Raw genomic sequence first — 21,085 nt, forward strand, 5'->3', positions numbered from 1 at the left:
AAATGTTTGATAAAAAAGCAGCTCGTCTACGTCGAGCTAAGAAAACCCGCGCACATATCCGTTTCTTGGGCGTTCATCGTCTAACGGTTAACCGTACGCCGAAACACATTTATGCCCAGATTATCTCTCCGAACGGTGGTGAAGTGATTGCTCAGGCATCTACCTTAGACAGCAGTTTGCGTTCAGGCGCGACTGGTAACGCTGATGCAGCGACGTCTGTGGGCCAATTGATCGCAGAACGCGCAAAAGCAGCTGGTATCACTAAAGTTGCCTTTGACCGTAGTGGTTTTAAATATCATGGTCGAGTAAAAGCTTTAGCTGAAGCTGCTCGCGAAAACGGATTGGAGTTTTAATCATGGCTAGAAATGATAAAAATGATAAAAATGAACAGACTGACGGTCTAGTAGAACGCTTAGTTACCGTTGATCGCGTTGCAAAAGTTGTTAAAGGTGGTCGTATTTTCTCTTTCACCGCGCTAACTGTAGTTGGTGATGGCAATGGTCGTGTTGGTTTTGGTCGCGGTAAAGCACGTGAAGTGCCAGCTGCTATTCAAAAAGCACTAGAAGCTGCCAAACGTAATATGATTACTGTTGAGCTAAATGATGCAACTTTGTATCATCCAATCAAAGCACGTCATGGTGCTAGTAAAGTTTATATGCAACCTGCATCTGAAGGTACTGGCGTAATCGCTGGTGGCGCAATGCGTGCTGTATTAGAAGTTGCTGGTGTCAAAGATGTTTTGACTAAATGTTATGGTTCTACCAATACCGCTAACGTTGTTCGCGCAACGTTCAATGGTTTACGTGATATGTCAACTCCAGAAAAGATGGCAGCGAAACGTGGTAAATCTGTAGACGAAATCTTGGGTTAACTTAGACTAGGTGAGTTACGATGAAAAAAATGAAAGTCACTCAATTTAAATCGGGTGCCCATCGCCTCAAGAGCCACAAAGCGAGCTTGAAAGGATTGGGTTTACGCCGTATTAATCATACTGTTGAAGTAGAAGATACTCCTTCAACACGTGGTATGGTCAATCGCGTCAACTACATGGTAAAAGTGGAGGAAGCGTAATGGGACTTAGATTAAATGAATTATCACCAGGTGTTGGCGCAAAGAAAACTGCCCAACGTCGTGGTCGCGGTATCGGTTCAGGTCTTGGTAAGACTGGTGGTCGTGGTGTAAAAGGTCAGAAATCTCGTTCAGGTTCTAGCATTCGCTCAGGATTTGAAGGTGGTCAAATGCCTTTATATCGCCGTCTACCAAAATTTGGTTTTACCAGTAAAATGGCAATGACAACTGCTGAAGTTCGTCTGTCTGAACTGAATAAAATCGAAGGCGATGTGGTTAGCATTGAAACATTGAAAGCTGCTAACCTTATCCGTCATGACATGAAACGCGCTCGTATTATGTTGTCAGGCGAAGTTACTAAAGCTTATACCTTTAAAGGTATCAAAGTGACTAAAGGCGCCAAGCAAGCAATCGAAGCTGCTGGTGGTAGCATCGAGGAGTAGTAACGTGTCAAAACAATCAATGTCATCGGCTGGTATACCGCTCAATCCATTTGCATTTATACGTAAGTATGATGAATTATGGACGCGTTTATTATTCTTAATCGGCGCATTGATTGTTTATCGTTTAGGGTCACATATTCCAGTGCCGGGCATCAATCCGGTTAACTTGGCTGATCTGTTTTCGCGCAACGAAAATACCATTTTGAGCATGTTTAACATGTTCTCAGGTGGTGCACTAGAGCGTATGTCTATTATGGCGCTTGGCATCATGCCATATATTTCAGCATCGATTATTGTACAGATGATGTCTGCAGTATTGCCATCGCTTGAAGCCCTCAAAAAAGAAGGTGAAGCGGGACGACGTAAGCTAAACAAGTATACCCGTCAGGGCACACTTGCTTTAGCACTAGTACAGTCATTAGGAATGTGTGCTGGCTTAATCAGTCAGAATCTTACTTTATCGTCTGGACTAACCTTTTATATTCCAGCGGTTACCTCATTGGTAGCTGGCGCTATGTTCTTAATGTGGCTTGGTGAGCAGATTACAGAGCGCGGCGTAGGTAATGGTATCTCAATGCTCATTTTTGCGAGTATTGTGGCTGGTACGCCAGGTATGATTTCGCAGTCTATTGAACAGGTCAATCAAGGGCAGATGAACTTGATTGTACTCTTTATCTTTGTATTGCTAGGCATCGCGGTGACCGCCGGTATCGTTTATATTGAACGTGCTCAGCGCCGTGTACCCGTAAACTATGCGCAGAAGCAACAACAAGGTCGCAAGATATATGCTCAGCAGCAGTCACATTTGCCGTTGAAGCTGAACATGGCAGGGGTTATCCCAGCCATTTTTGCTAGCTCGTTATTGTTGTTTCCAGCAAGTTTAGGGCAGTGGGTTGGTCAATCGGCTGATCCTACCTTAACGCAAAAGATATTGCAGAATATGGCATTGGTGTTGTCTCCAGGACAGCCGCTATATTTGGTTCTGTTTGGTGCAATGATTATTTTCTTTTGTTACTTCTATACGGCTTTGGTATTTAGTCCACGTGAAGTTGCAGAGAACCTTAAACGTAGTGGTGCGTATATCCCAGGTATTCGCCCCGGACAACAAACTCAGCGTTACCTCGATCATGTATTAAACCGACTGACCTTTATTGGCGCGATGTATATGACGGTTATTTGTTTAATGCCAATGGTCGTCCAGTCATCGTTTGGTGTACCGTTTCAACTTGGTGGTACGTCGTTACTGATTATGGTGGTTGTGGTGATGGACTTCATCTCGCAAATCCAAGCGCATTTGATGACCCATCAATATCATGATCAGACGTTAATTCAATCGCCCACTCAACCTTAAATGAGCGGTACGATATCTCAAAGGAGTATGCTATGAAAGTTCAAGCATCAGTTAAGAAGATTTGTGGTAGCTGTAAAGTTGTGCGCCGTAAAGGCCGTGTACATATTATTTGTACTGCAGAACCTCGCCACAAGCAACGTCAAGGTTAATACTTTAATAGGGCAACGCGCTAAGCTTGTGCTATTAATTAAATTAATACTTGAAAAATGACGGCGGATGGGATATCATCCGCCACTTGCCGTAGTTTATGCAAAATCTTTTATAACATGGTCAATGAATGGGCTTGGTTACCAAGTCAAAACAGCGATAATAATTATAAAAGCTTTAGTATTGACAGCAACAAATCTGAAAAATAACGCCTTATCTATAGATAAAGCTTGTTTTTCTTTAATGGAGAGAAATCAATGGCTCGTATTGCCGGCGTAAACATTCCGGATAATAAGCATGCTGTTATTTCACTAACTTACATCTTTGGTGTAGGTCGTACCACTGCTCAGAAAATCTTAGAAGCAGTTGGCATTGCCCCTACTACTAAAGTCAGTCAGTTAGATGATACACAGTTAGACGCTATCCGTGCACAAGTTGCAAATTACATGACTGAAGGTGATCTTCGTCGTGAAGTGTCAATGAATATCAAGCGTTTGGTTGATCTTGGTTGTTACCGTGGCATCCGCCATCGCCGTAACTTACCAGTTAGAGGTCAGAATACCAAGAACAACGCTCGTACTCGTAAGGGTCCGACACGCCCTCTCAAAAGATAATTAACTTAGGAAGCTAAAAGATGGCAAAAGACACTCGCAGTCGCAAAAAGGTGGCTCGTCGTTCAGTATCGGAGGGCATTGCCCATATCCATGCGTCTTTTAATAACACCATTGTTACGATTACCGATCGTCAGGGTAATGCATTGGCTTGGGCCACTTCAGGTGGACAAGGCTTCCGTGGTTCACGTAAATCTACACCATTTGCAGCTCAGGTTGCAGCTGAAGTCGCTGGTAAAGCGGCTCAAGAATACGGTGTTAAGAATATCGACGTTTTGGTCAAAGGACCAGGACCGGGTCGTGAGTCTGCGGTAAGAGCACTAGGTGCATTGGGTTATAAAGTCAACAGCATCTCTGATGTAACCCCAATCCCACACAATGGTTGCCGTGCGCCGAAAAAGCGCCGCGTCTAATATTAAAGACGAAGCTTTTTATCATAAGAGCTTATAGGAGACATAACAATGGCCCGTTATATTGGACCAAAACTCAAATTATCACGTCGTGAAGGTACAGACTTAGGCCTTAAGTCTGGTGTTAAACCATACGATGTAAAAACGAAAAAATCGGCTCGTCCACCTGGTCAACATGGTGTTAGCCGTAATAAAAGTTCAGAATACTCTCTACAGTTACGTGAAAAACAAAAAGTTAAGCGTATCTATGGTGTATTAGAGCGTCAGTTTGCAAACTACTACAAAGAAGCTGCTCGTAAGCGTGGCGCTACTGGTGAAAACTTGTTAGCAATGCTTGAGAGTCGCCTTGATAACGTAGTATACCGCATGGGCTTCGGCTCAACTCGCGCTGAAGCACGTCAGCTAGTTAGCCATCGTACTGTGATGGTAAAAAAAGCTGGCCGTGATGAGTTTGTTCGTGTGAACATTCCATCAATTCAGTTGCAAGATGGTGATGTCATCGCTATCCAAGAGAAATCTCGCGAACAACTACGTATTAAAAACGCTATCGAACTAGCGACACAACGTGGTATTCCAGAATGGCTAGATGTTGACCACAGCAAACTACAAGGCACGTTTAAGAAAGCGCCTGATCGTATTGATCTACCTGCTGAAATCAACGAAAGCTTGATCGTTGAGCTATACTCTAAGTAAGTAACGTGATGCTCGATGTTATGAAAATAGCATTGAGCAATTGACGTTAATTAAACCAGTTTAATAAATCGAGGTGACATCATGATGCTAAGTGCAACTGAGTTTCTAACGCCGAATGCCATTAACGTGGATACGGTTAATGAAACGATTGCGAAAGTCACGCTCGAACCGTTAGAACGCGGCTTTGGGCATACCTTAGGTAATGCCTTACGTCGCATCTTGTTATCTTCATTACCTGGTGCTGCAGTCATTGAAGCTGAGATTGATGGTGTTGACCATGAATACTCAACGCTTGAAGGGCTACAAGAAGACGTGCTTGACTTGCTTTTGAACTTAAAAGGCTTGGCAATCACCCTTCATGACCAAAATGAAGTATTTTTGACCTTGGATAAACAAGGTCCAGGCACTATTACTGCTGCAGACATCACCTTGCCGCATAATGTTGACATTATCAATCCAGAATTGGTATTAGGCACATTAAGCGACCGTGGTCATCTTAAGATGCGTCTGCGTGTAGTAATGGGTCGTGGATATGAGCCAGCAAACCAGCGCCGTGAAGATGGTGACACTAAAGCAATTGGACGCTTAAAGCTTGATGCAAGTTTTAGTCCAGTACTTCGTGTTGCTTATCAGGTTGAGAACGCACGTGTAGAACAACGTACCGATCTTGATCGTCTTATCATTGAGCTTGAAACTAATGGCACTATAGATCCAGAAGAAGCAATTCGTAAAGCAGCCACTATTTTACAACAACAGATTTCTATCTTTGTTGACCTAGAAGCTGAAGAAGCGCCTGAGCCTGTGAAAGAAAAAGAAGAGGTTGATCCGGTGCTATTACGCCCTGTGGACGATCTCGAACTAACGGTTCGCTCAGCCAACTGCTTGAAAGCTGAAAACATTTACTATATCGGTGATTTGGTACAGCGTTCAGAGACTGAACTACTAAAAACCCCAAATCTTGGTAAGAAATCATTAACGGAAATCAAGGACGTATTAGCGTCTAAAGATTTGGAGCTTGGTATGCGCCTAGATAACTGGCCGCCAGCTGACCTTCGTGTTGATGATCGATTTTCTTATCGTAGCCGTTAAACTTTAAGGATTTTTGACTATGCGCCATCGTAAGAGTGGAGTCAAGCTGGGTCGTACCGGCAGTCATCGTAAGGCAATGTTTCAGAACATGACTAACTCATTATTTGAGCATGAACTGATCAAAACAACTTTACCAAAAGCAAAAGAGTTACGTCGCGTTGCTGAGCCATTAATCACTATGGCTAAAGAAGACAACGTTGCTAACCGTCGTTTGGCATTCAGCCGTATGCGTAGCAAAGCTATGGTAGGCAAACTATTTGGTACTCTTGGTCCTCGTTACCAAGCACGTCCAGGTGGCTATTTGCGTATCGTAAAATGCGGTTACCGTGATGGTGACAATGCGCCAATGGCTTATGTAGAACTGGTTGATCGTGACTAATTTTACACGCTAATTGTAAGATAAAAAAAGCTCCAATTAATTGGAGCTTTTTTTTATGCGTTTTTTTATAAAAGCTTTTATTTATAACAATAGCGAGCTGACGTCAGCAGCACCTTGTCTGATAATTTCAGGTTGGCTGCTAGTCATATCAACGATGGTAGTGAGCTTAGTGGTTTTGATGCCAGCATTGATTAGCCCATCTATTTGATTACTCAATAACTCTTCGATCTCAAAGGGATCGTCCAATATATCATCGCGATTTGGTAATACTAATGAGCTGGTTAAAATAGGCTCATCCATCGCTTCTAAAAGCGCTTGTGCAATCGGGTTGCTTGGTACTCGAATACCAATGGTCTTTTTTTTAGGATGCGCCAATTTCTTCGGTACGTCTTTGGTAGCGTTTAAAATAAAGGTAATCGGTGCTGGTGTATGCGCTTTTAGCTGTTTAAATTGCACATTATCTACGCTTGCATAATTGGCAATCTCACTTAAGTCGCGACATAGCAGCGTAAATTGATGCTTATCATCAAGTTCACGAATATGTTTAAGCTTCTCTAATGCGTCTTTTGCGCCTAAGCGACAGCCAAAAGCATAACTGGTGTCAGTGGGATAAATGATTAGTTGATCCTTACGCAATAATTCTGCCGCTTGTTCAATGAGTCGCGGTTGTGGATTCTCTGGATGAATGTAGAATACTTGCATAATCATTCCTTATTTTATAATTATAGATTATTTAATATGGGCTTTCTTAATATAACAATTTAATCGCTTCATGATTGAAGCGAATAATTTTAATATCAGACTTTCTTCTGACCGGCTATCCTAATAAGTTATTAGTTATAGAAAAAATTAAAACCACCTATGCAGTATAGCGCAAAGCAAATATAAGTTTATTGGCAAGGCGTTACTGTGAGTAGGAAAACGTTAACGCTATAAAGTAGGTTGTTTTAATAATTAGCGAATATGAGGTGAGCAGTATTGTGCAGCTAATTAGCATTACATATAGTCAAGAATGCCTGCAATAACGTTTTGGCATCACGCGGTAGCGTATGAGGCTCAGCAACATAGGCCTTGGCTTGTTGATACACATCATGAGCAAAGGTGCTGGTGCTGGTATCAAAGTCTGCAAATAGGTTGTCCTGTGATACTTTAAAATTACGACCGCAAGCCAAGCTAAACAAACACTCAAGTGCTTGTGGTTTAATCTCTACACGCTCAAATGCCTGCTGCTGCGCTGCCGTGCGTCCATCAGGTGCATACCAGTAGCCAAAGTCGCTCAAGCTTCTACGTGCATCACCAGTGAGGCTCCAGTGGCTTAATTCATGTAAGGCACTTTGAAAAAAGCCATGGGCAAATTCAATACGTGCTGGCTGATTGTCTTGAGCAGGAAAATACTCTGGTTCGCCCGCGCCGCGCACTAAGATAACTTCTTGATTCGCAAACAAGGTATTGAATAATGCTATCAGCCAATCGGTCGCTGCTTTTTCATTCTCATCAAAAGGGTTTATATCTTCAGCATGGATAATTTTCTGCCATTGCTCTGACAGTGCGTCTAACTGCGGCTTTATTCTGTCACTATCATTTGGTTTTTCACTTTCCAATATATGAAGACGCTTTAGTAAGCGTTTGGAGGCAGGAGTAGAGAGTAGGTGAGAAAAATCAGGATCAACCACGGGCGATATCATATTGAAATAGCAACCAAGTAAGAGGTTCATTACGCTTTATAAAGGTACGCGGAAAATATAAAACGAGAGGCAAACCTATTGCGAAAATTAGTTTATAGCAATTAGCATCAAAACCAGTGCTATAACTATTACTAAAGTTAGTGCCAAAAAATCTTAACATACTAGCGCTAGCGCTAATCAGTGCTTTCCGTTAGTATGGCAGGCAATATTATACACCGTTTTTGATGAATGAGGCCGCGCATGTCAAGCACCCCAATAAACAAGCCCTCAGCGCTTCAGGCTGATAAAGCATCAGCTACTACGTCAGCGAATCTGCCAGAACATATTTCCTTAAGTAAATGGGAAGACAGTGGTTTTGAATGGGCAGGTCAAGTCGCATCGCGCTCGTTTGAGCGTCTTAATGCCTTATTGACGACCGAGCATCTACAGTCAGACCTTGAGATCAAAGCCAATCTCTACCGCCGTAATAATGTTTTGCATCTCTCTTTTACCTTAACCGGTGAAGTATGGTTAACTTGCCAACGTTGTTTGCAACCGATTGCGATTGATTTGACCGATGATTATGATATTGCATTGCTCGATAATGAAAGCCAAGTGCGCTTAGTCGGTGAAGAGCAGGATTGTTTATTGCTTGATGAAATTATTACTGAGCCTGCACCTGAGCGTTTATTGCCGCTTAAGAAGCTGGTCGAAGATGAGATTTTACTGAAAACACCTATGGCACCAAAGCATGATGACTGCGAGATGAGTGTTGAGCAGTTTGGTGAGATACCAGAAGAAGAAGAAAATGAAAACCCTTTTGCGGCGTTAGCCTCGTTAAAAGGTAAATTGTAGTCGTATAATTTTGCAGTATCAGTACAATTAATGGTGGCTTCTGACCTTTTATCAACTTTCTGCAGAAGAGTGGAAGGCAGGGCTTTATTAATTGGCGAAACATGCGTATAATGTCCCGTTTATTGCATTCTAGCAACCTGTCACTGGCAGAGAGAAGCTAACCTTGCAAACGAACTATAGATTTTAGACGTAATCAACACTTTAATACGTGGCAATCTATTTAACTAATGATGCGTAAGACTTAGGTTGTTGTGATTATATAGCCTCTGTCAGTGTCGATTAAAGCTGAATTTCAAGCTTATCCCTTTTAAGTATAGGAGCTATATCATGGCCGTTCAAAAAAGTCGTAAAAGTCGTTCACGTCGTGACATGCGCCGTTCACATCATCGTATGGAAATCGCTGAAATAAGCGTTGATGCTACTACTGGTGAAAAACATCGTCGTCATCACATGACTAAAGATGGTTTCTATCGTGGTCGTCAGTTGTTTAAAGTAAGTCAAGACGCTTAATTTATTGTTATTTAATGGCTACTGAAGATGATGATGGTTTTTATGACTGTCGATGTTCTTTATAAAGCTGTTATTGAGCAATTGGTTTGAGCTAACGAAAGCCAAGTTATTTCGCTATCATATATTATGTAGCTAGATAACTTGGCTTTTTGTTATTCGTTTTTTATCAGTCATTCATCTTATCAGTAAATGTCATAAATGAATCATTTTAAGCAATCGGCTTTTTGGCAGCTATGCTAATTGCCTGCGTCAGTGTATAGTTTAACCACCGTTAGCTGTCTTAAAGGAATAATGATAGCCATCACTTTATATAATAAGTCTTCTAATTATTTTCTAACTCTATAATGCACCCCATTAATTTAGGGGTATTTCCAATTAAATAAGGAATATTGGTTATGGCCTCTGTACCCGATATGATAAAGAAACAACCCACTCGCATCGCAGTCATGTTCCCAGGACAAGGCTCGCAAGTCGTTGGTATGCTGAGCGAGCTTACTGAAACCTATCCTGAAATTCGTGATACCTTTGCTGAGGCGAGTACCGCTCTTGGTGAAGATTTATGGGAAATTTGTCAGGACGAAGATAGGCTTAATCAAACTCAATATACTCAGCCGGCATTATTGACCGCTAGCATCGCTGTTTGGCGCATTTTACAACAAAAAATAAAAGACAAGCCTTGTTATCTAGCGGGTCATTCGTTAGGGGAATATAGCGCCCTGTGTGCCGCTGGTGTGATAACGCTTGCTGATGCTGTCAAGCTAGTACATAAACGTGGCCAATTGATGCAAGAGGCGGTGATTGGTATTGATACTGCGATGGCAGCAGTATTAGGTCTAGAAGACCACCGGGTCGAGAACTTGTGTGAACAAGCCACTGAGCATGTTGATGATGCTATTGTCGGAGCAGCAAACTTTAATAGTCCAGGACAAGTGGTGGTTTCAGGTAATGCCGCAGGCGTCAACGCCGTCATTGATAAAGTACAAAATACTGGTAAAAAAGCCATTCCATTAAAGGTCAGTGTACCGTCGCATTGTGCCCTTATGGCGCCTGCAACCAGTGCCTTGGCTGAAGAGCTGGCGGCTATTCAATTTGATCAAGCGACCATTCCGGTGATTCAAAACCGTCATGCGCGGGTCGAAACCAGCGCCACAGGCATCAAGCAGGCATTGACTGAGCAGTTAAGTGAACCTGTTTTATGGTCAAAAACCATGCAAGAGCTGGCGGATAAACAAATTAATATTTTAATCGAGTGTGGCAGTGGTAATGTCCTGAGCAATTTGGCGAAGCGTCAAGCGCATCCAATTGCCAGCTATCCTACCGACAAGCCCGCTCGTCTAGATAAGTTAATGGAGGTATTATCATGAGCCGTACGATTACATTAGTGACCGGTGCTAGCCGCGGTATTGGCAAAGCCGTTGCCAAACGTTTTGCAAAAGAGGGACATTTTGTTATTGGTACAGCGACCACAGAAAAAGGCGCGGCGCTTATTGACGAATATCTACACGATAGTGGCGGTATTGGTCGAGTATTAGACGTGCGTGATACCGCGCAGATTGATAAACTGTTTGAAGAGATTGAAAGCGTCTATGGCGCGGTACAAGTATTGGTCAATAACGCGGGTATTACCCAAGACGGCTTGTTGATGCGCATGAAAGATGAAGATTGGGACAATGTGATTGATACCAATTTAACTTCAGTTTATCGTATGAGTAAACGTGCGGTACGCGGTATGATGAAAGCACGCCGTGGTCGTATCATCAATATCACCTCTGTGGTCGCTCAAATGGGCAATGCGGGTCAATCTAACTATGCTGCGACCAAAGCCGGTGTAGAAGGTTTTAGCCGTACGCTAGCGCGCGAGATTGGCTCAAGACAGGTGACGATTAACTGTGTCGCCCCAGGTTTGATTGAAACAGATATGACCGATGAGCTCGATGAGCGTTTACTCAATTCAATGCTCGATGCCGTTCCGATTAGCCGTTTGGGTCAACCAGAAGATATCGCGGCGGCTGTCTCGTTCTTAGCAAGTGATGAAGCCAGTTACATCACCGGTGCGATTATTCCGGTTAATGGTGGTATGTATATGTAGCATTAGAATTTATTATTCTAATGAAGCGTTACATACTTATAATAAAAAACTCTGTGAACGAGTGTAAACTATAATAAAGGGTGCTATAATGACGGATACTTTTTTGTCAAAGCCCTGTATGATAGCAAGGCTTTACCAGACATTAGTCAAAACGTATAATTGGTTATAGTGCACTCAGAGAGCCATATTAATCTGAACATCCCATTTTATATATAATGCTATAGCGTCCAATACGGAACTATAGTAATTTGTCAAAATAATAGATCAAAAAGGAGAAATCTACATGAGTAATGATACCGAGCTAAGAGTTAAAGCTGCAGTAGCGGAACAATTGGGTATGAATGTTGAAGACATCAACAATGATGCATCATTTATGGAAGACTTAGGCGCTGATTCATTAGACCTAGTTGAATTGGTTATGTCATTTGAAAGCGATTTTGGCATCACTATTCCTGATGAAGATTCAGCAGAACTAACCACTGTTCAAAAAGCTATTGATTACGTGCAAGCTCAGCTATAATTAGCTATTGGCTTAAACCGTTTGATATGACCGTTTATCTTAAGTAGATAAGCGGTTTTTTTGCGTTTTTTAAAGATGTCAGCTTAATAGTTGTTGCGCTGTTTCTTCATTCCATGCAACAGTTCTCGTATATTTAAAGCTTATGTTAACGATTACGTTAACATAAGCTACGCCAAATCAACATTACTCAACATACTATTACTATTCATCGCTCATACCTTTGCTTATACTCATAATGGTAAGCAAGAAAGGTGGGTAACGGATATGCGTTACCATCGTAAAATAACCATGCATAATAATTAATAATATTTTAAGGAGCAGTTATATGGGTATGTTCAGTTTTGCAAAAGATATCGGTGATAAAATCTTTAACCGTGATGATGCTAAGCATGACGCTAAAGCAGAAACCAAAGCGGATGCCAACACCCCAGTACAAAGCAGTGAGCCTTCAGCTCAGTCTGTTGCCAATATTTTACTTCGTCGTATTCAACAACAAAACCTGAATATCAGCGATCTAAAAATCAAATACAATGGTTCAACCGATACTGCTGAAATCAGTGGTAAAGCGAAAACGCAAGCAGACCGTGAAAAAGCCATTATTGCTATCGGTAACGTGCAAAACGTTGCTAAAGTTATCGACAATATCGATATCGAAGAAGATGCGCCTGAATCTACTATGTATACAGTAAAATCTGGTGATAGCTTATCTAAAATTGCAAAAGAAGTTTATGGTTCAGCCAATGATTATATGAAAATTTTCGAAGCCAATAAGCCAATGCTTTCTGAGCCAGATAAGATTTATCCTGGTCAAGTACTACGTATTCCTAAGCCATAATAAGCTTTTCAATATAATAGGTTTTTAAGTATTGAAGGTTAAATATTTAAAGTCAAAGATTATATGCTAAAAATGCCTCTTACTAGAATAAGAGGCATTTTTTTGTTTGATCTATTTGATATAGAAGTTATCGCTCAAAACTTTCTAATTTTTCCTGTTGCTCTTTGATAGCCCAAGTAATATGTTCATCAAGCATAGCATTATGGACGCCCAATTTTGTGCGGAGCTCAGTTATTATTTGTGCGCTACCATTCGCATTGCCAAGAGCGATAGCAATATTACGTAAAAAGTTCACGTAGCCCGTGCGCCTAAGTGGGCTACCTTCAGTTTTTTTCATAAACTCTGTTTCTTGCCATTGCCATAGTTCAAGCAAACTGCTGCTATCAAGATTGTGCCTTGGCGCAAAATCTTCTACCGATGTCAGATTGGCGTAGCGATTCCATGGGCAAATAAGCTGACAGTCATCACAGCCAAAGATGCGATTACCAATGGCGCGGCGATATTTGCTATCAATGATGCCATCGTGCTCAATGGTGAGGTAAGAGATACAGGCGGAGGCATTAAGCTCATAGGGCGCGATAATAGCTTGGGTAGGGCAAATGTCGATACAAGCGCTGCAGCTACCACAATGCTCTTTGACTGGCTCATCATCGGGTAGCTCGAGGCTCATAAACAGCTCGCCCAGTACAAAAAATGAGCCGGCTTGCTTGTTTATGAGCAGTGTATGTTTGCCTGTCCAGCCAAGCCCCGCTGCATCGGCAATAGGTCGCTCAAAAATAGGGGCAGAATCACTAAAAGGTCTAAAAATAAAATCTTGCTCTGAGCTAATATTAAGATGCTGCCATTCAGGAAGCATGGCTTCGATTTTTAATGCCAATTGCTTAAGGCGACTACGCATCGTTTTATGATAATCACGGCCTCTAGCATAACGGGCAATAATACCTTGATTGGGGTAAGCATTATCAGTGACTGTTCGTGGCGTAGGAGTTTGGGTTAAATAATCCATGCGCACACTGATGATGGTTTTCGCGCCTTCGACCAGCTGTTCGGGATAGGCGCGTAGCTGGTGGTTATTATGCATAAACTGCAATTGCCCTTCATAACCCTTAGCCAACCATTGCTGCAGTCGCTCCGTCTGCTGAATAAATAAAGGATGATGTACCGATAAAAAACCACAGTCAGCAAAGCCTAATGCTTGGGCTTGGGCTTTAATCCATTGCTTAACATCAGATGGCGTTGTAAATGTTAGTGCATTACTAACGTTAATTTTTGTTTGTCGTGGATGATTGGGAGCAGACGTCTGCGCTTCTAATGTCTGTGTGTTTGGCTGTGTTAATTGAGACTGAGTAGGTTTGGATTTGCTATTCATAGTGAGCTATAAATGATAATGTGAATAGCTGTATGATAAGCCAGTGAGCTAAGAGCGCAAGTAGTAAAATAGAAAAATCTGTATTCAGACTATATCTAATCGAATATAGCATTTGAATAAGCTCATATGGATTACACCTTATCCTATTATTAAAATAACAAAGCTCTCAGACAAAAATAAGCGAGAAGCAGTCATGCCAGTACCAGTCAATTTATTAGCAAACACGACCATGCCTATCGCTCTCCATAGCAGCGAGCAACTCTATGCTATGGAGAAGGCATGGTTTGCCGACGGTTATGATAGTTTTGGGTTGATGAAGCAAGCGGCATGGCAAATGGCACAGTATATTGCGGTGCTTTATGAGCAAAAATCCCTAAAAAAATGTGCTTCAGATAAGATTGAATTTTGCCATCGTCCTACTTATCAGCATCGAGTCAGTATTTGGGTCGGCAAGGGGAATAACGGTGGCGACGGTTGGCTGATTGCTTATTATTTGCAGCAAATGGGCTGGCAAGTAGAGGTCATAGCCGTTGGTTTTGATAGTCATGAGTTTGAGATAGCTAATACAACGCAATGTCTTAATAAGGAAAGTGCGCTATCGGATGCAGAAAAGGCGCTACAGATAGCACTGTCTGCCAATTGTTCTTATCAGTGTTTTGAAAACAGTAATTATAATGATAATAACAATAATAGTGAGAAATTACATAAACATCAGCAAGCAGATGTCTATGTCGATGCGCTATTTGGTATTGGTTTAGATCGCGCGCCTGCAGGTATTCATAAGCAGGCAATTTGCGCCTTTAATGCTGCTACTCAGTATGATAGTGCTTTGACAATTGCAGTTGATATTCCTAGCGGATTGGTTGCTTCAACTGGCCAAGTATTCGACCATATAGCGGTACAAGCTGATATAACACTATGTTTAATTGCGCGTAAATTTGGTTTACATACCAAGGATGGTATGGATTATAGCGGAGAGGTGATTGATATACCGCTGATACCTTATCAAGTGGGTAATACGGCCTTTAAACCAGCTGCCAAATTACTGAGGACTGCGCATCATTTAAGTCCCCGTCGACAAAATAGCTATAAGGGCAGTTATGGACACGTATTAATTATTGGGGGTAATCGCATTGATGGCTCCCAAGGTATGGGCGGTGCCGCCATCCTTTCGGCCTCGAGTGCGATGGCAACAGGCACAGGTAAAATCACTGTTGCCTGTCATGAAGCATTTCATGGGGCTCTCTTAACGTCGTTACCAGATGCAATGACAATGAATTTACATGATACCGATGGGGTAAAAAACCTCATCAAGGAAGCCAGTGTGGTGGCTATCGGTATGGGACTGGGCCGTGATGAGAAAGAAAAAGCAGTGTTTATCACTTATATTGAAGCTGCGATAGCAGCAGGTAAGCCGATAATTATTGATGCTGACGGTCTGTATCATTTGGCAGCATTGCAGCTCGATGAGCATCAATTAATCACACAGCTAAAAGAGCATAGCGCACAACATCAGGTTTGTTTCACCCCGCATAGTGGTGAAGCCGCTAAGTTATTAAATAAAAAAATTAGTGAGGTAGAAGCTGATAGGTTAGCAGCGATAAATCAGTGTACCGAAAACTATGGAGGAGATTGGGTATTAAAAGGCGCAGGGTCTTTAATTTTGGAACAGGATGAAGCGGAGCATCATGTTTATGTTTGCGGCGTGGGTAACGCTGGCATGGCAAGTGCTGGCATGGGCGATGTGTTATCGGGTGTAATTGTAGGATTGCTCGCGCAGCAGGATTTAAACGAAGACGCGCGTAGTTTACACCAAGCGGTTCTTCTTCATGGATTGGCAGGAGACTTTTTAGTCAAACAGACGGAGAGATTAAATATGACCAATCACAATAGGTCATTATTGGTCGGTCAACGAGGCTTACAAGCGCAAGATATGCCCGCTGCTATTCGTCATGTTATGCAATTGCTTAATGAATAATGAATAACTCAGTAAGTAATGAGTATGACATTAATAATTATATAATTAATCACGGATAAGCATTAAATAGAGCGGTGCTAACATTATTAAAAAATGATTAAAACTAGGTTTTGGTACCATTACAATATTGGTTGATGGCTTGCTGGACGCGCTCACGCTTTAGCTCAATTTCACGTCCATCTAAATATTGACGTTTACCATTGGCATCCATCTCATAAATGCGTCCGCCAACATTTAGATTGGTCAAATTGTTACGTAATGACTGGCAACGTTGGGCGTTGGCTTGCGCTTCTTGTTCTTTTATACGCGCTTCTAACTGGGCCACACGCTGTTCTTCTGCGCTTTGCGGTGCCGCTTGGTTGGCTTCGGTCTTACCGGCCAATTGTCCAGCATTACTTTGTCTGCCATCACTGCGAAATTCAATCACTTCGATATTTCTACCATTTTGTGGGGCATGTTGGCTGTATTTCACCTCACCATGCGCGCCGATAGATTTATAGACCTGAATGGCATGACTGGCATTGATTGGTAGCATGAGCATACACGCCGTGCTAATACTCATAAGCAGTTTGGCAGCGGTATTTATCGTAGACGCATATGCCATGGTAACAATCCTCTTAATAGGTAAAAAACGGATATATTTATCAGTTAAGGATAATATTTAAACGTCTTAATAACAATATAAATACATTAGCGTTTGATTCTAGCAAATAATACTTATAAATGTACATTATTTAATAACTAATAGTTAGGGATAGGGTTTAGAAGTTTTTCTTGACAATGGTGCTGAAACCATCGAATATAATAGCAGTTGATTGGTCAGTGAGCGGCTTTTATGATATTGCCGTGGCACTTGAAAATGAGGACTAGCGGTTGCTTATCAGTAGCTCGCTTAGCTTTATTCTCTTTGTGACAAGAGTATAAAATAGATGGTCATTATCGAAATGGTTATCAGATTCTATATTTATTGTCTCCGGACTTATCCGTCTACAATGACTAAGATAAACTTATTATTAGTGTGTTTGCTAAGATTTGGCTGTAGTAAAAATAGGGCATAATGTGTGGTTATAACATTTACTCATCAAACAGGTTATAAGATTTAGAAATCCTATAATGTGGTAACCATTTTGAGATTTGTTTTTTCATGCGGTATCGATTTATTTATTACTAGCGTAAGCTCGTATTCATCACAAATAATAAGCTTCTTTTATAGATGCATTCGCATCTTGTCACTTGTCTATCGATAAACTCCTGTCACAATACTGATCTTACATATATTGCTGTGTTTGAGTGGCTTGCTGTCTTATAAAACAGCGTTACTTAGATATGGTAGGCACACATTCTTGATATGGACAAGGATTCGTATTTATTTTAATAGCCAGACCACTCTATGTAAATATCGTGGTTTTCTCTTATACATGAATGCAAATACTTGCCACAAAAAAAGGTGATGACAGTGACGCAAACCACGCAAAGTCCAAATATGACTGGACATACCCAAACGGGTAATGCCGCCAAAAATTTTGAAGATAAGCAACAACGCCTTGCTGAAGGTAGCGCCGAGCCTGTGATGCTATCTGGTGCTGAGATGTTGGTACAATCACTAACCGATGAAGGGGTCAAATATATTTTTGGCTACCCAGGCGGTGCTGTTCTGCATATTTATGATGCCTTGTTTCAACAAGAGAATATCGAGCATATTTTAGTACGTCATGAGCAAGCAGCCGGTCATATGGCAGATGCTTATTCGCGAGTAACAGGTCAGACAGGGGTGGTCTTAGCGACTTCAGGTCCAGGCGCTACCAACACAGTGACGGCTATTGCTACAGCGTTTATGGATTCTGTGCCGATGGTGGTCATCGCAGGTCAGGTTCCTAGTAGCCTAATCGGTGAAGATGCCTTCCAAGAAACGGATATGGTCGGTGTATCGCGTCCTATCGTGAAGCATAGCTTTCAAGTACGCCATGCTAGCGAAATTCCTATGATTGTCAAAAAAGCTTTTTATATTGCCCAGTCTGGACGCCCAGGTCCTGTGGTCATCGATGTGCCAAAAGACATGACGGCGCCTAGCGAAAAATTTGCTTATGAATATCCAAAAGAGGTATTTATACGCTCATATCAGCCGTCATTAAAAGGTCATAGTGGTCAGATTAAAAAGGCGGTTGAAACGCTACTTGCCGCTAAGCGACCGATTGTTTACTCTGGTGGCGGTGTTGTTTTAGGCAATGCACATAAAGAGCTGACTAAGCTTGCGCATCGCTTAAACTTACCCGTAACCAATACCTTAATGGGCTTGGGTGCGTTCCCTGGCTCTGATAGTCAGTTCTTGGGTATGCTCGGTATGCATGGCACGTATGAAGCCAATATGACCATGCATCATGCGGACGTCATCTTGGCAATTGGGGCGCGTTTTGATGACCGCGTGACCAATAATGTCAAAAAATTCTGTCCGAATGCGACGATTATTCATATCGATATTGATCCTACATCCATTTCAAAAACGATTAATGCGCATATTCCGATCGTAGGCGATGTCAAATCCGTCCTTACCGATATACTAGATATTGTCGGTGATGATAAAGAGTTAGAGCAACATGCACTCTTAGATTGGTGGTCACAAATTAATGAGTGGCGTAAGCGTCATGGCCTACGTTATGACACCAGTACCGATGATGGCATTAAGCCACAAGCGGTCGTGCAAGCCTTAGATAAAGTGACTAATAGTAATGCGATTATCACCAGTGACGTCGGTCAGCATCAGATGTTTGCTGCGCTTTACTATACTTACAATGAGCCACGTCAATGGCTAAACTCAGGTGGTCTTGGTACCATGGGCGTTGGCCTGCCATACGCAATGGCAGCAAAACTTGCTAATCCTGAGCGCGATGTGGTTTGTATTACTGGTGAAGGCTCTATTCAGATGAATATCCAAGAGCTCTCAACCTGCTTGCAATATGATTTGCCAGTTAAAATCCTAAACTTAAATAACGCCCAATTAGGGATGGTAAAGCAGTGGCAAGACATGCTGTATGAAGGCCGTCACGCCCATTCTTATATGAATTCACTACCAGATTTTGTCAAGTTGGCTGAAAGTTATGGTCACGTCGGTATTAAGATTACTGATCCTGCGACTATGGAAGCACAGTTGGCGGAAGCTATGGCGATGAAAGATAAATTAGTATTTATCGACGTTTATGTCGATCGTAACGAGCATGTGTATCCGATGCAAATTGCTGGGCAAGCGATGCGTGATATGTGGTTAACAAAAGGGGAGCGTACCTAATGCAACAACAACATCTGATTTCGGTATTGATGGAAAACGAAGCGGGTTCGTTGTCGCGAGTGGTCGGTTTGTTCTCTCAACGCGGCTACAACATTGAAACGCTAAACGTTGCGCCAACAGACGATCCGAGCATTTCTCGTTTAACGTTAACAACGATTACCTCACCTGAAAAAATAGAACAAATCACCAAGCAATTGCATAAATTGATTGAAGTGGTTAAAGTGCTTAATCTATCGGATAACGTACACGTCGAACGCGAGCTCATGCTAATCAAAGTACGGGCGACAGGTGGTGTACGTGAAGAGATTAAACGCAGCGCCGATATTTTCCGGGCACAAATCGTTGATGTGAATTCAAATCTTTATACCATTCAAATCGTCGGTGACAAAGCCAAGCTTGATGGCTTTATCGATGTGATTGGTCGCGAACGTATCATGGAAGTCGTACGTTCGGGTGTGATTGGTATTGCACGCGGCGAAAAAACGCTAAGCTTATAATCAGCGTTTATTGCAAAATTTATAGTTTCAAGCTTAGTATTTCAACATATATGGTTTTAAACTTCGTTATTCAACACTTAACATAGCGCTTATATGGCAAATCACTTTACGATAGTGACTGTAATCTAAGCGTTTATTTATCCATGGCCAGCCATGATTTAGGAAAAGGACTCTATTTATGAACGTTTATTATGACAAAGACTGTGATCTATCTATTATCCAAGGTAAAAAAGTTGCGATTATTGGTTACGGTTCACAAGGCCATGCACACGCACTTAACTTACAAGATTCAGACGTCGATGTGACCGTTGGTCTACGCGCCAACTCTAGCTCATGGAAAAAAGCGGAAAACGCTGGTCTAAAAGTTGCTGAAGTAGAAGAAGCGGTAAAAGCTGCTGACGTGATTATGATTTTGACGCCTGATGAGTTCCAAAAAGAGCTTTATAACAACGAGATTGAACCAAATATTAAAGAAGGCGCAACATTGGCTTTCGCTCATGGTTTTGCGATTCATTATAACCAAGTGGTTCCACGTGGCGATCTTGATGTCATTATGGTTGCACCAAAAGCACCAGGTCATACCGTACGCTCAGAATTTACTAAAGGCGGCGGTATCCCAGATTTAATCGCTATCTACCAAGATGCATCAGGTCAAGCTAAGCAGTTAGCATTATCTTATGCTGCTGGTGTTGGTGGTGGTCGTTCAGGAATCATCGAAACTACGTTTAAAGATGAAACTGAAACTGACTTATTTGGTGAGCAAGCGGTACTTTGTGGCGGCGCTGTTGAGCTAGTTAAAATGGGCTTTGAAACCCTAACTGAAGCCGGCTATGCACCAGAAATGGCTTATTTTGAGTGCTTACATGAGCTAAAGCTTATCGTCGACCTCATGTATGAAGGCGGCATCGCTGACATGAACTACTCAATCAGTAACAACGCTGAGTACGGCGAATATGTGACTGGTCCTGAAGTGATCAACGAGCAATCACGTGAAGCCATGCGTAATGCGCTAAAACGCATCCAATCGGGTGAATATGCGAAAATGTTCATCAGTGAAGGCGCAACCAACTATCCATCAATGACCGCACGTCGTCGTAACAACGCCGAGCACCAAATCGAAGTGACTGGTGCTAAACTGCGCGGTATGATGCCTTGGATTGGCGGCAACAAAATCATCGATAAAGACAAAAACTAATTTGCTAGAAGGCGATTAAGCGATTAATCAACTCTCTATCATTTTAATCATCTAGAATCCAAAACCCGTGTTATCACTTGATGGCGCGGGTTTTTTAAT

The 21,085-nt window shown here is 42.0% G+C and carries 26 protein-coding genes; 22 read left to right on the forward strand and 4 right to left on the reverse strand.

Annotated elements, in window-relative coordinates:
• Positions 1 to 2 precede the first annotated feature (2 nt).
• The 12 genes from rplR (at position 3) to rplQ (ending at position 6,191) form a co-directional block, all read left to right on the forward strand.
• Positions 3 to 353 carry a 50S ribosomal protein L18 gene (gene rplR / locus FHS24_RS10805; protein WP_149490924.1) on the forward strand — a complete coding sequence of 117 codons (351 nt, stop codon included), beginning with the start codon at positions 3 to 5 and terminating at the stop codon, positions 351 to 353.
• Between the two features lie 2 nt (positions 354 to 355).
• Positions 356 to 871, forward strand: a complete 516-nt coding sequence (gene rpsE / locus FHS24_RS10810) for a 30S ribosomal protein S5 (protein WP_010196711.1) — start codon at positions 356 to 358, stop codon at positions 869 to 871.
• Positions 872 to 891: 20 nt separating this feature from the next.
• Positions 892 to 1,071 carry a 50S ribosomal protein L30 gene (gene rpmD / locus FHS24_RS10815; RefSeq protein WP_010196714.1) on the forward strand — a complete coding sequence of 60 codons (180 nt, stop codon included), beginning with the start codon at positions 892 to 894 and terminating at the stop codon, positions 1,069 to 1,071.
• Positions 1,071 to 1,511 carry a 50S ribosomal protein L15 gene (rplO, locus tag FHS24_RS10820; protein ID WP_068034621.1) on the forward strand — a complete coding sequence of 147 codons (441 nt, stop codon included), beginning with the start codon at positions 1,071 to 1,073 and terminating at the stop codon, positions 1,509 to 1,511. The genes rpmD and rplO overlap by 1 nt, the downstream gene beginning before the upstream one ends.
• 19 nt (positions 1,512 to 1,530) lie before the next feature.
• Positions 1,531 to 2,862 carry a preprotein translocase subunit SecY gene (gene secY / locus FHS24_RS10825; protein ID WP_183621185.1) on the forward strand — a complete coding sequence of 444 codons (1,332 nt, stop codon included), beginning with the start codon at positions 1,531 to 1,533 and terminating at the stop codon, positions 2,860 to 2,862.
• 32 nt (positions 2,863 to 2,894) lie between these two features.
• Complete coding sequence (rpmJ, locus tag FHS24_RS10830) at positions 2,895 to 3,011, forward strand: 50S ribosomal protein L36 (protein ID WP_010196721.1); 117 nt, start codon at positions 2,895 to 2,897, stop codon at positions 3,009 to 3,011.
• A gap of 67 nt (positions 3,012 to 3,078) precedes the next feature.
• On the forward strand, positions 3,079 to 3,288 hold the full coding sequence (locus FHS24_RS10835) for a hypothetical protein (RefSeq protein ID WP_183621141.1): 210 nt from the start codon (positions 3,079 to 3,081) through the stop codon (positions 3,286 to 3,288).
• Positions 3,267 to 3,623 carry a 30S ribosomal protein S13 gene (rpsM, locus tag FHS24_RS10840; protein WP_021813384.1) on the forward strand — a complete coding sequence of 119 codons (357 nt, stop codon included), beginning with the start codon at positions 3,267 to 3,269 and terminating at the stop codon, positions 3,621 to 3,623. The genes FHS24_RS10835 and rpsM overlap by 22 nt, the downstream gene beginning before the upstream one ends.
• A 20-nt stretch (positions 3,624 to 3,643) precedes the next feature.
• Positions 3,644 to 4,033 (forward strand): 30S ribosomal protein S11, encoded by a 390-nt coding sequence (gene rpsK / locus FHS24_RS10845; RefSeq protein WP_010196728.1) that lies wholly within the window; start codon positions 3,644 to 3,646, stop codon positions 4,031 to 4,033.
• A gap of 48 nt (positions 4,034 to 4,081) precedes the next feature.
• Positions 4,082 to 4,723 (forward strand): 30S ribosomal protein S4, encoded by a 642-nt coding sequence (gene rpsD / locus FHS24_RS10850; protein WP_011279807.1) that lies wholly within the window; start codon positions 4,082 to 4,084, stop codon positions 4,721 to 4,723.
• 81 nt (positions 4,724 to 4,804) lie between these two features.
• Positions 4,805 to 5,812, forward strand: a complete 1,008-nt coding sequence (locus FHS24_RS10855; protein ID WP_068408445.1) for a DNA-directed RNA polymerase subunit alpha — start codon at positions 4,805 to 4,807, stop codon at positions 5,810 to 5,812.
• 19 nt (positions 5,813 to 5,831) lie between these two features.
• Entirely contained in the window at positions 5,832 to 6,191 is a 360-nt protein-coding gene (gene rplQ / locus FHS24_RS10860; RefSeq protein ID WP_183621142.1) for a 50S ribosomal protein L17, read from the forward strand.
• Between the two features lie 81 nt (positions 6,192 to 6,272).
• Here the strand turns inward: rplQ and FHS24_RS10865 are convergent, their stop codons facing one another.
• Complete coding sequence (locus FHS24_RS10865) at positions 6,273 to 6,893, reverse strand: L-threonylcarbamoyladenylate synthase (RefSeq protein WP_183621143.1); 621 nt, start codon at positions 6,891 to 6,893, stop codon at positions 6,273 to 6,275.
• A gap of 284 nt (positions 6,894 to 7,177) precedes the next feature.
• Positions 7,178 to 7,876, reverse strand: a complete 699-nt coding sequence (locus FHS24_RS10870) for an elongation factor P hydroxylase (protein ID WP_183621144.1) — start codon at positions 7,874 to 7,876, stop codon at positions 7,178 to 7,180.
• Positions 7,877 to 8,116: 240 nt separating this feature from the next.
• On the opposite strand from FHS24_RS10870, the gene FHS24_RS10875 reads away from it, so the two are divergent.
• From FHS24_RS10875 to lysM, 6 genes are all read left to right on the forward strand, one after another.
• Positions 8,117 to 8,710: a YceD family protein gene (locus FHS24_RS10875; RefSeq protein ID WP_183621145.1), complete on the forward strand. Its 594-nt coding sequence runs from the start codon at positions 8,117 to 8,119 to the stop codon at positions 8,708 to 8,710.
• 327 nt (positions 8,711 to 9,037) lie between these two features.
• On the forward strand, positions 9,038 to 9,220 hold the full coding sequence (gene rpmF / locus FHS24_RS10880) for a 50S ribosomal protein L32 (RefSeq protein WP_011512869.1): 183 nt from the start codon (positions 9,038 to 9,040) through the stop codon (positions 9,218 to 9,220).
• 395 nt (positions 9,221 to 9,615) lie between these two features.
• Positions 9,616 to 10,584 (forward strand): ACP S-malonyltransferase, encoded by a 969-nt coding sequence (fabD, locus tag FHS24_RS10885; RefSeq protein WP_183621146.1) that lies wholly within the window; start codon positions 9,616 to 9,618, stop codon positions 10,582 to 10,584.
• Complete coding sequence (gene fabG, locus FHS24_RS10890) at positions 10,575 to 11,309, forward strand: 3-oxoacyl-ACP reductase FabG (protein WP_265088166.1); 735 nt, start codon at positions 10,575 to 10,577, stop codon at positions 11,307 to 11,309. The genes fabD and fabG overlap by 10 nt, the downstream gene beginning before the upstream one ends.
• Before the next feature lie 283 nt (positions 11,310 to 11,592).
• Positions 11,593 to 11,829, forward strand: coding sequence for an acyl carrier protein (acpP, locus tag FHS24_RS10895; RefSeq protein ID WP_025652201.1), 237 nt, complete (start codon positions 11,593 to 11,595; stop codon positions 11,827 to 11,829).
• Between the two features lie 325 nt (positions 11,830 to 12,154).
• Entirely contained in the window at positions 12,155 to 12,664 is a 510-nt protein-coding gene (gene lysM / locus FHS24_RS10900) for a peptidoglycan-binding protein LysM (protein ID WP_183621148.1), read from the forward strand.
• Between the two features lie 127 nt (positions 12,665 to 12,791).
• Here the strand turns inward: lysM and queG are convergent, their stop codons facing one another.
• A complete protein-coding gene (gene queG / locus FHS24_RS10905) occupies positions 12,792 to 14,033 on the reverse strand; it encodes a tRNA epoxyqueuosine(34) reductase QueG (protein WP_183621149.1) in 1,242 nt (413 codons plus the stop codon).
• A 193-nt stretch (positions 14,034 to 14,226) separates the two neighbouring features.
• On the opposite strand from queG, the gene FHS24_RS10910 reads away from it, so the two are divergent.
• Positions 14,227 to 16,011, forward strand: a complete 1,785-nt coding sequence (locus FHS24_RS10910; protein ID WP_183621150.1) for an NAD(P)H-hydrate dehydratase — start codon at positions 14,227 to 14,229, stop codon at positions 16,009 to 16,011.
• Between the two features lie 103 nt (positions 16,012 to 16,114).
• Here FHS24_RS10910 and FHS24_RS10915 read toward each other — a convergent pair whose 3' ends face one another.
• Entirely contained in the window at positions 16,115 to 16,615 is a 501-nt protein-coding gene (locus FHS24_RS10915) for a DUF4124 domain-containing protein (protein WP_183621151.1), read from the reverse strand.
• A 966-nt stretch (positions 16,616 to 17,581) separates the two neighbouring features.
• Here FHS24_RS10915 and FHS24_RS10920 point away from each other — a divergent pair.
• The 3 genes from FHS24_RS10920 (at position 17,582) to ilvC (ending at position 20,986) form a co-directional block, all read left to right on the forward strand.
• Entirely contained in the window at positions 17,582 to 19,294 is a 1,713-nt protein-coding gene (locus tag FHS24_RS10920) for an acetolactate synthase 3 large subunit (protein WP_201599050.1), read from the forward strand.
• A complete protein-coding gene (gene ilvN / locus FHS24_RS10925) occupies positions 19,294 to 19,791 on the forward strand; it encodes an acetolactate synthase small subunit (protein WP_183621152.1) in 498 nt (165 codons plus the stop codon). Before FHS24_RS10920 ends, ilvN begins: the two co-directional genes overlap by 1 nt.
• Positions 19,792 to 19,969: 178 nt before the next feature.
• On the forward strand, positions 19,970 to 20,986 hold the full coding sequence (gene ilvC / locus FHS24_RS10930; protein WP_183621153.1) for a ketol-acid reductoisomerase: 1,017 nt from the start codon (positions 19,970 to 19,972) through the stop codon (positions 20,984 to 20,986).
• The last annotated feature ends 99 nt before the right edge of the window (positions 20,987 to 21,085 follow it).

Origin of the sequence: Psychrobacter luti (assembly GCF_014192115.1) — a bacterium.
GTDB classification, from domain to species: domain Bacteria; phylum Pseudomonadota; class Gammaproteobacteria; order Pseudomonadales; family Moraxellaceae; genus Psychrobacter; species Psychrobacter luti.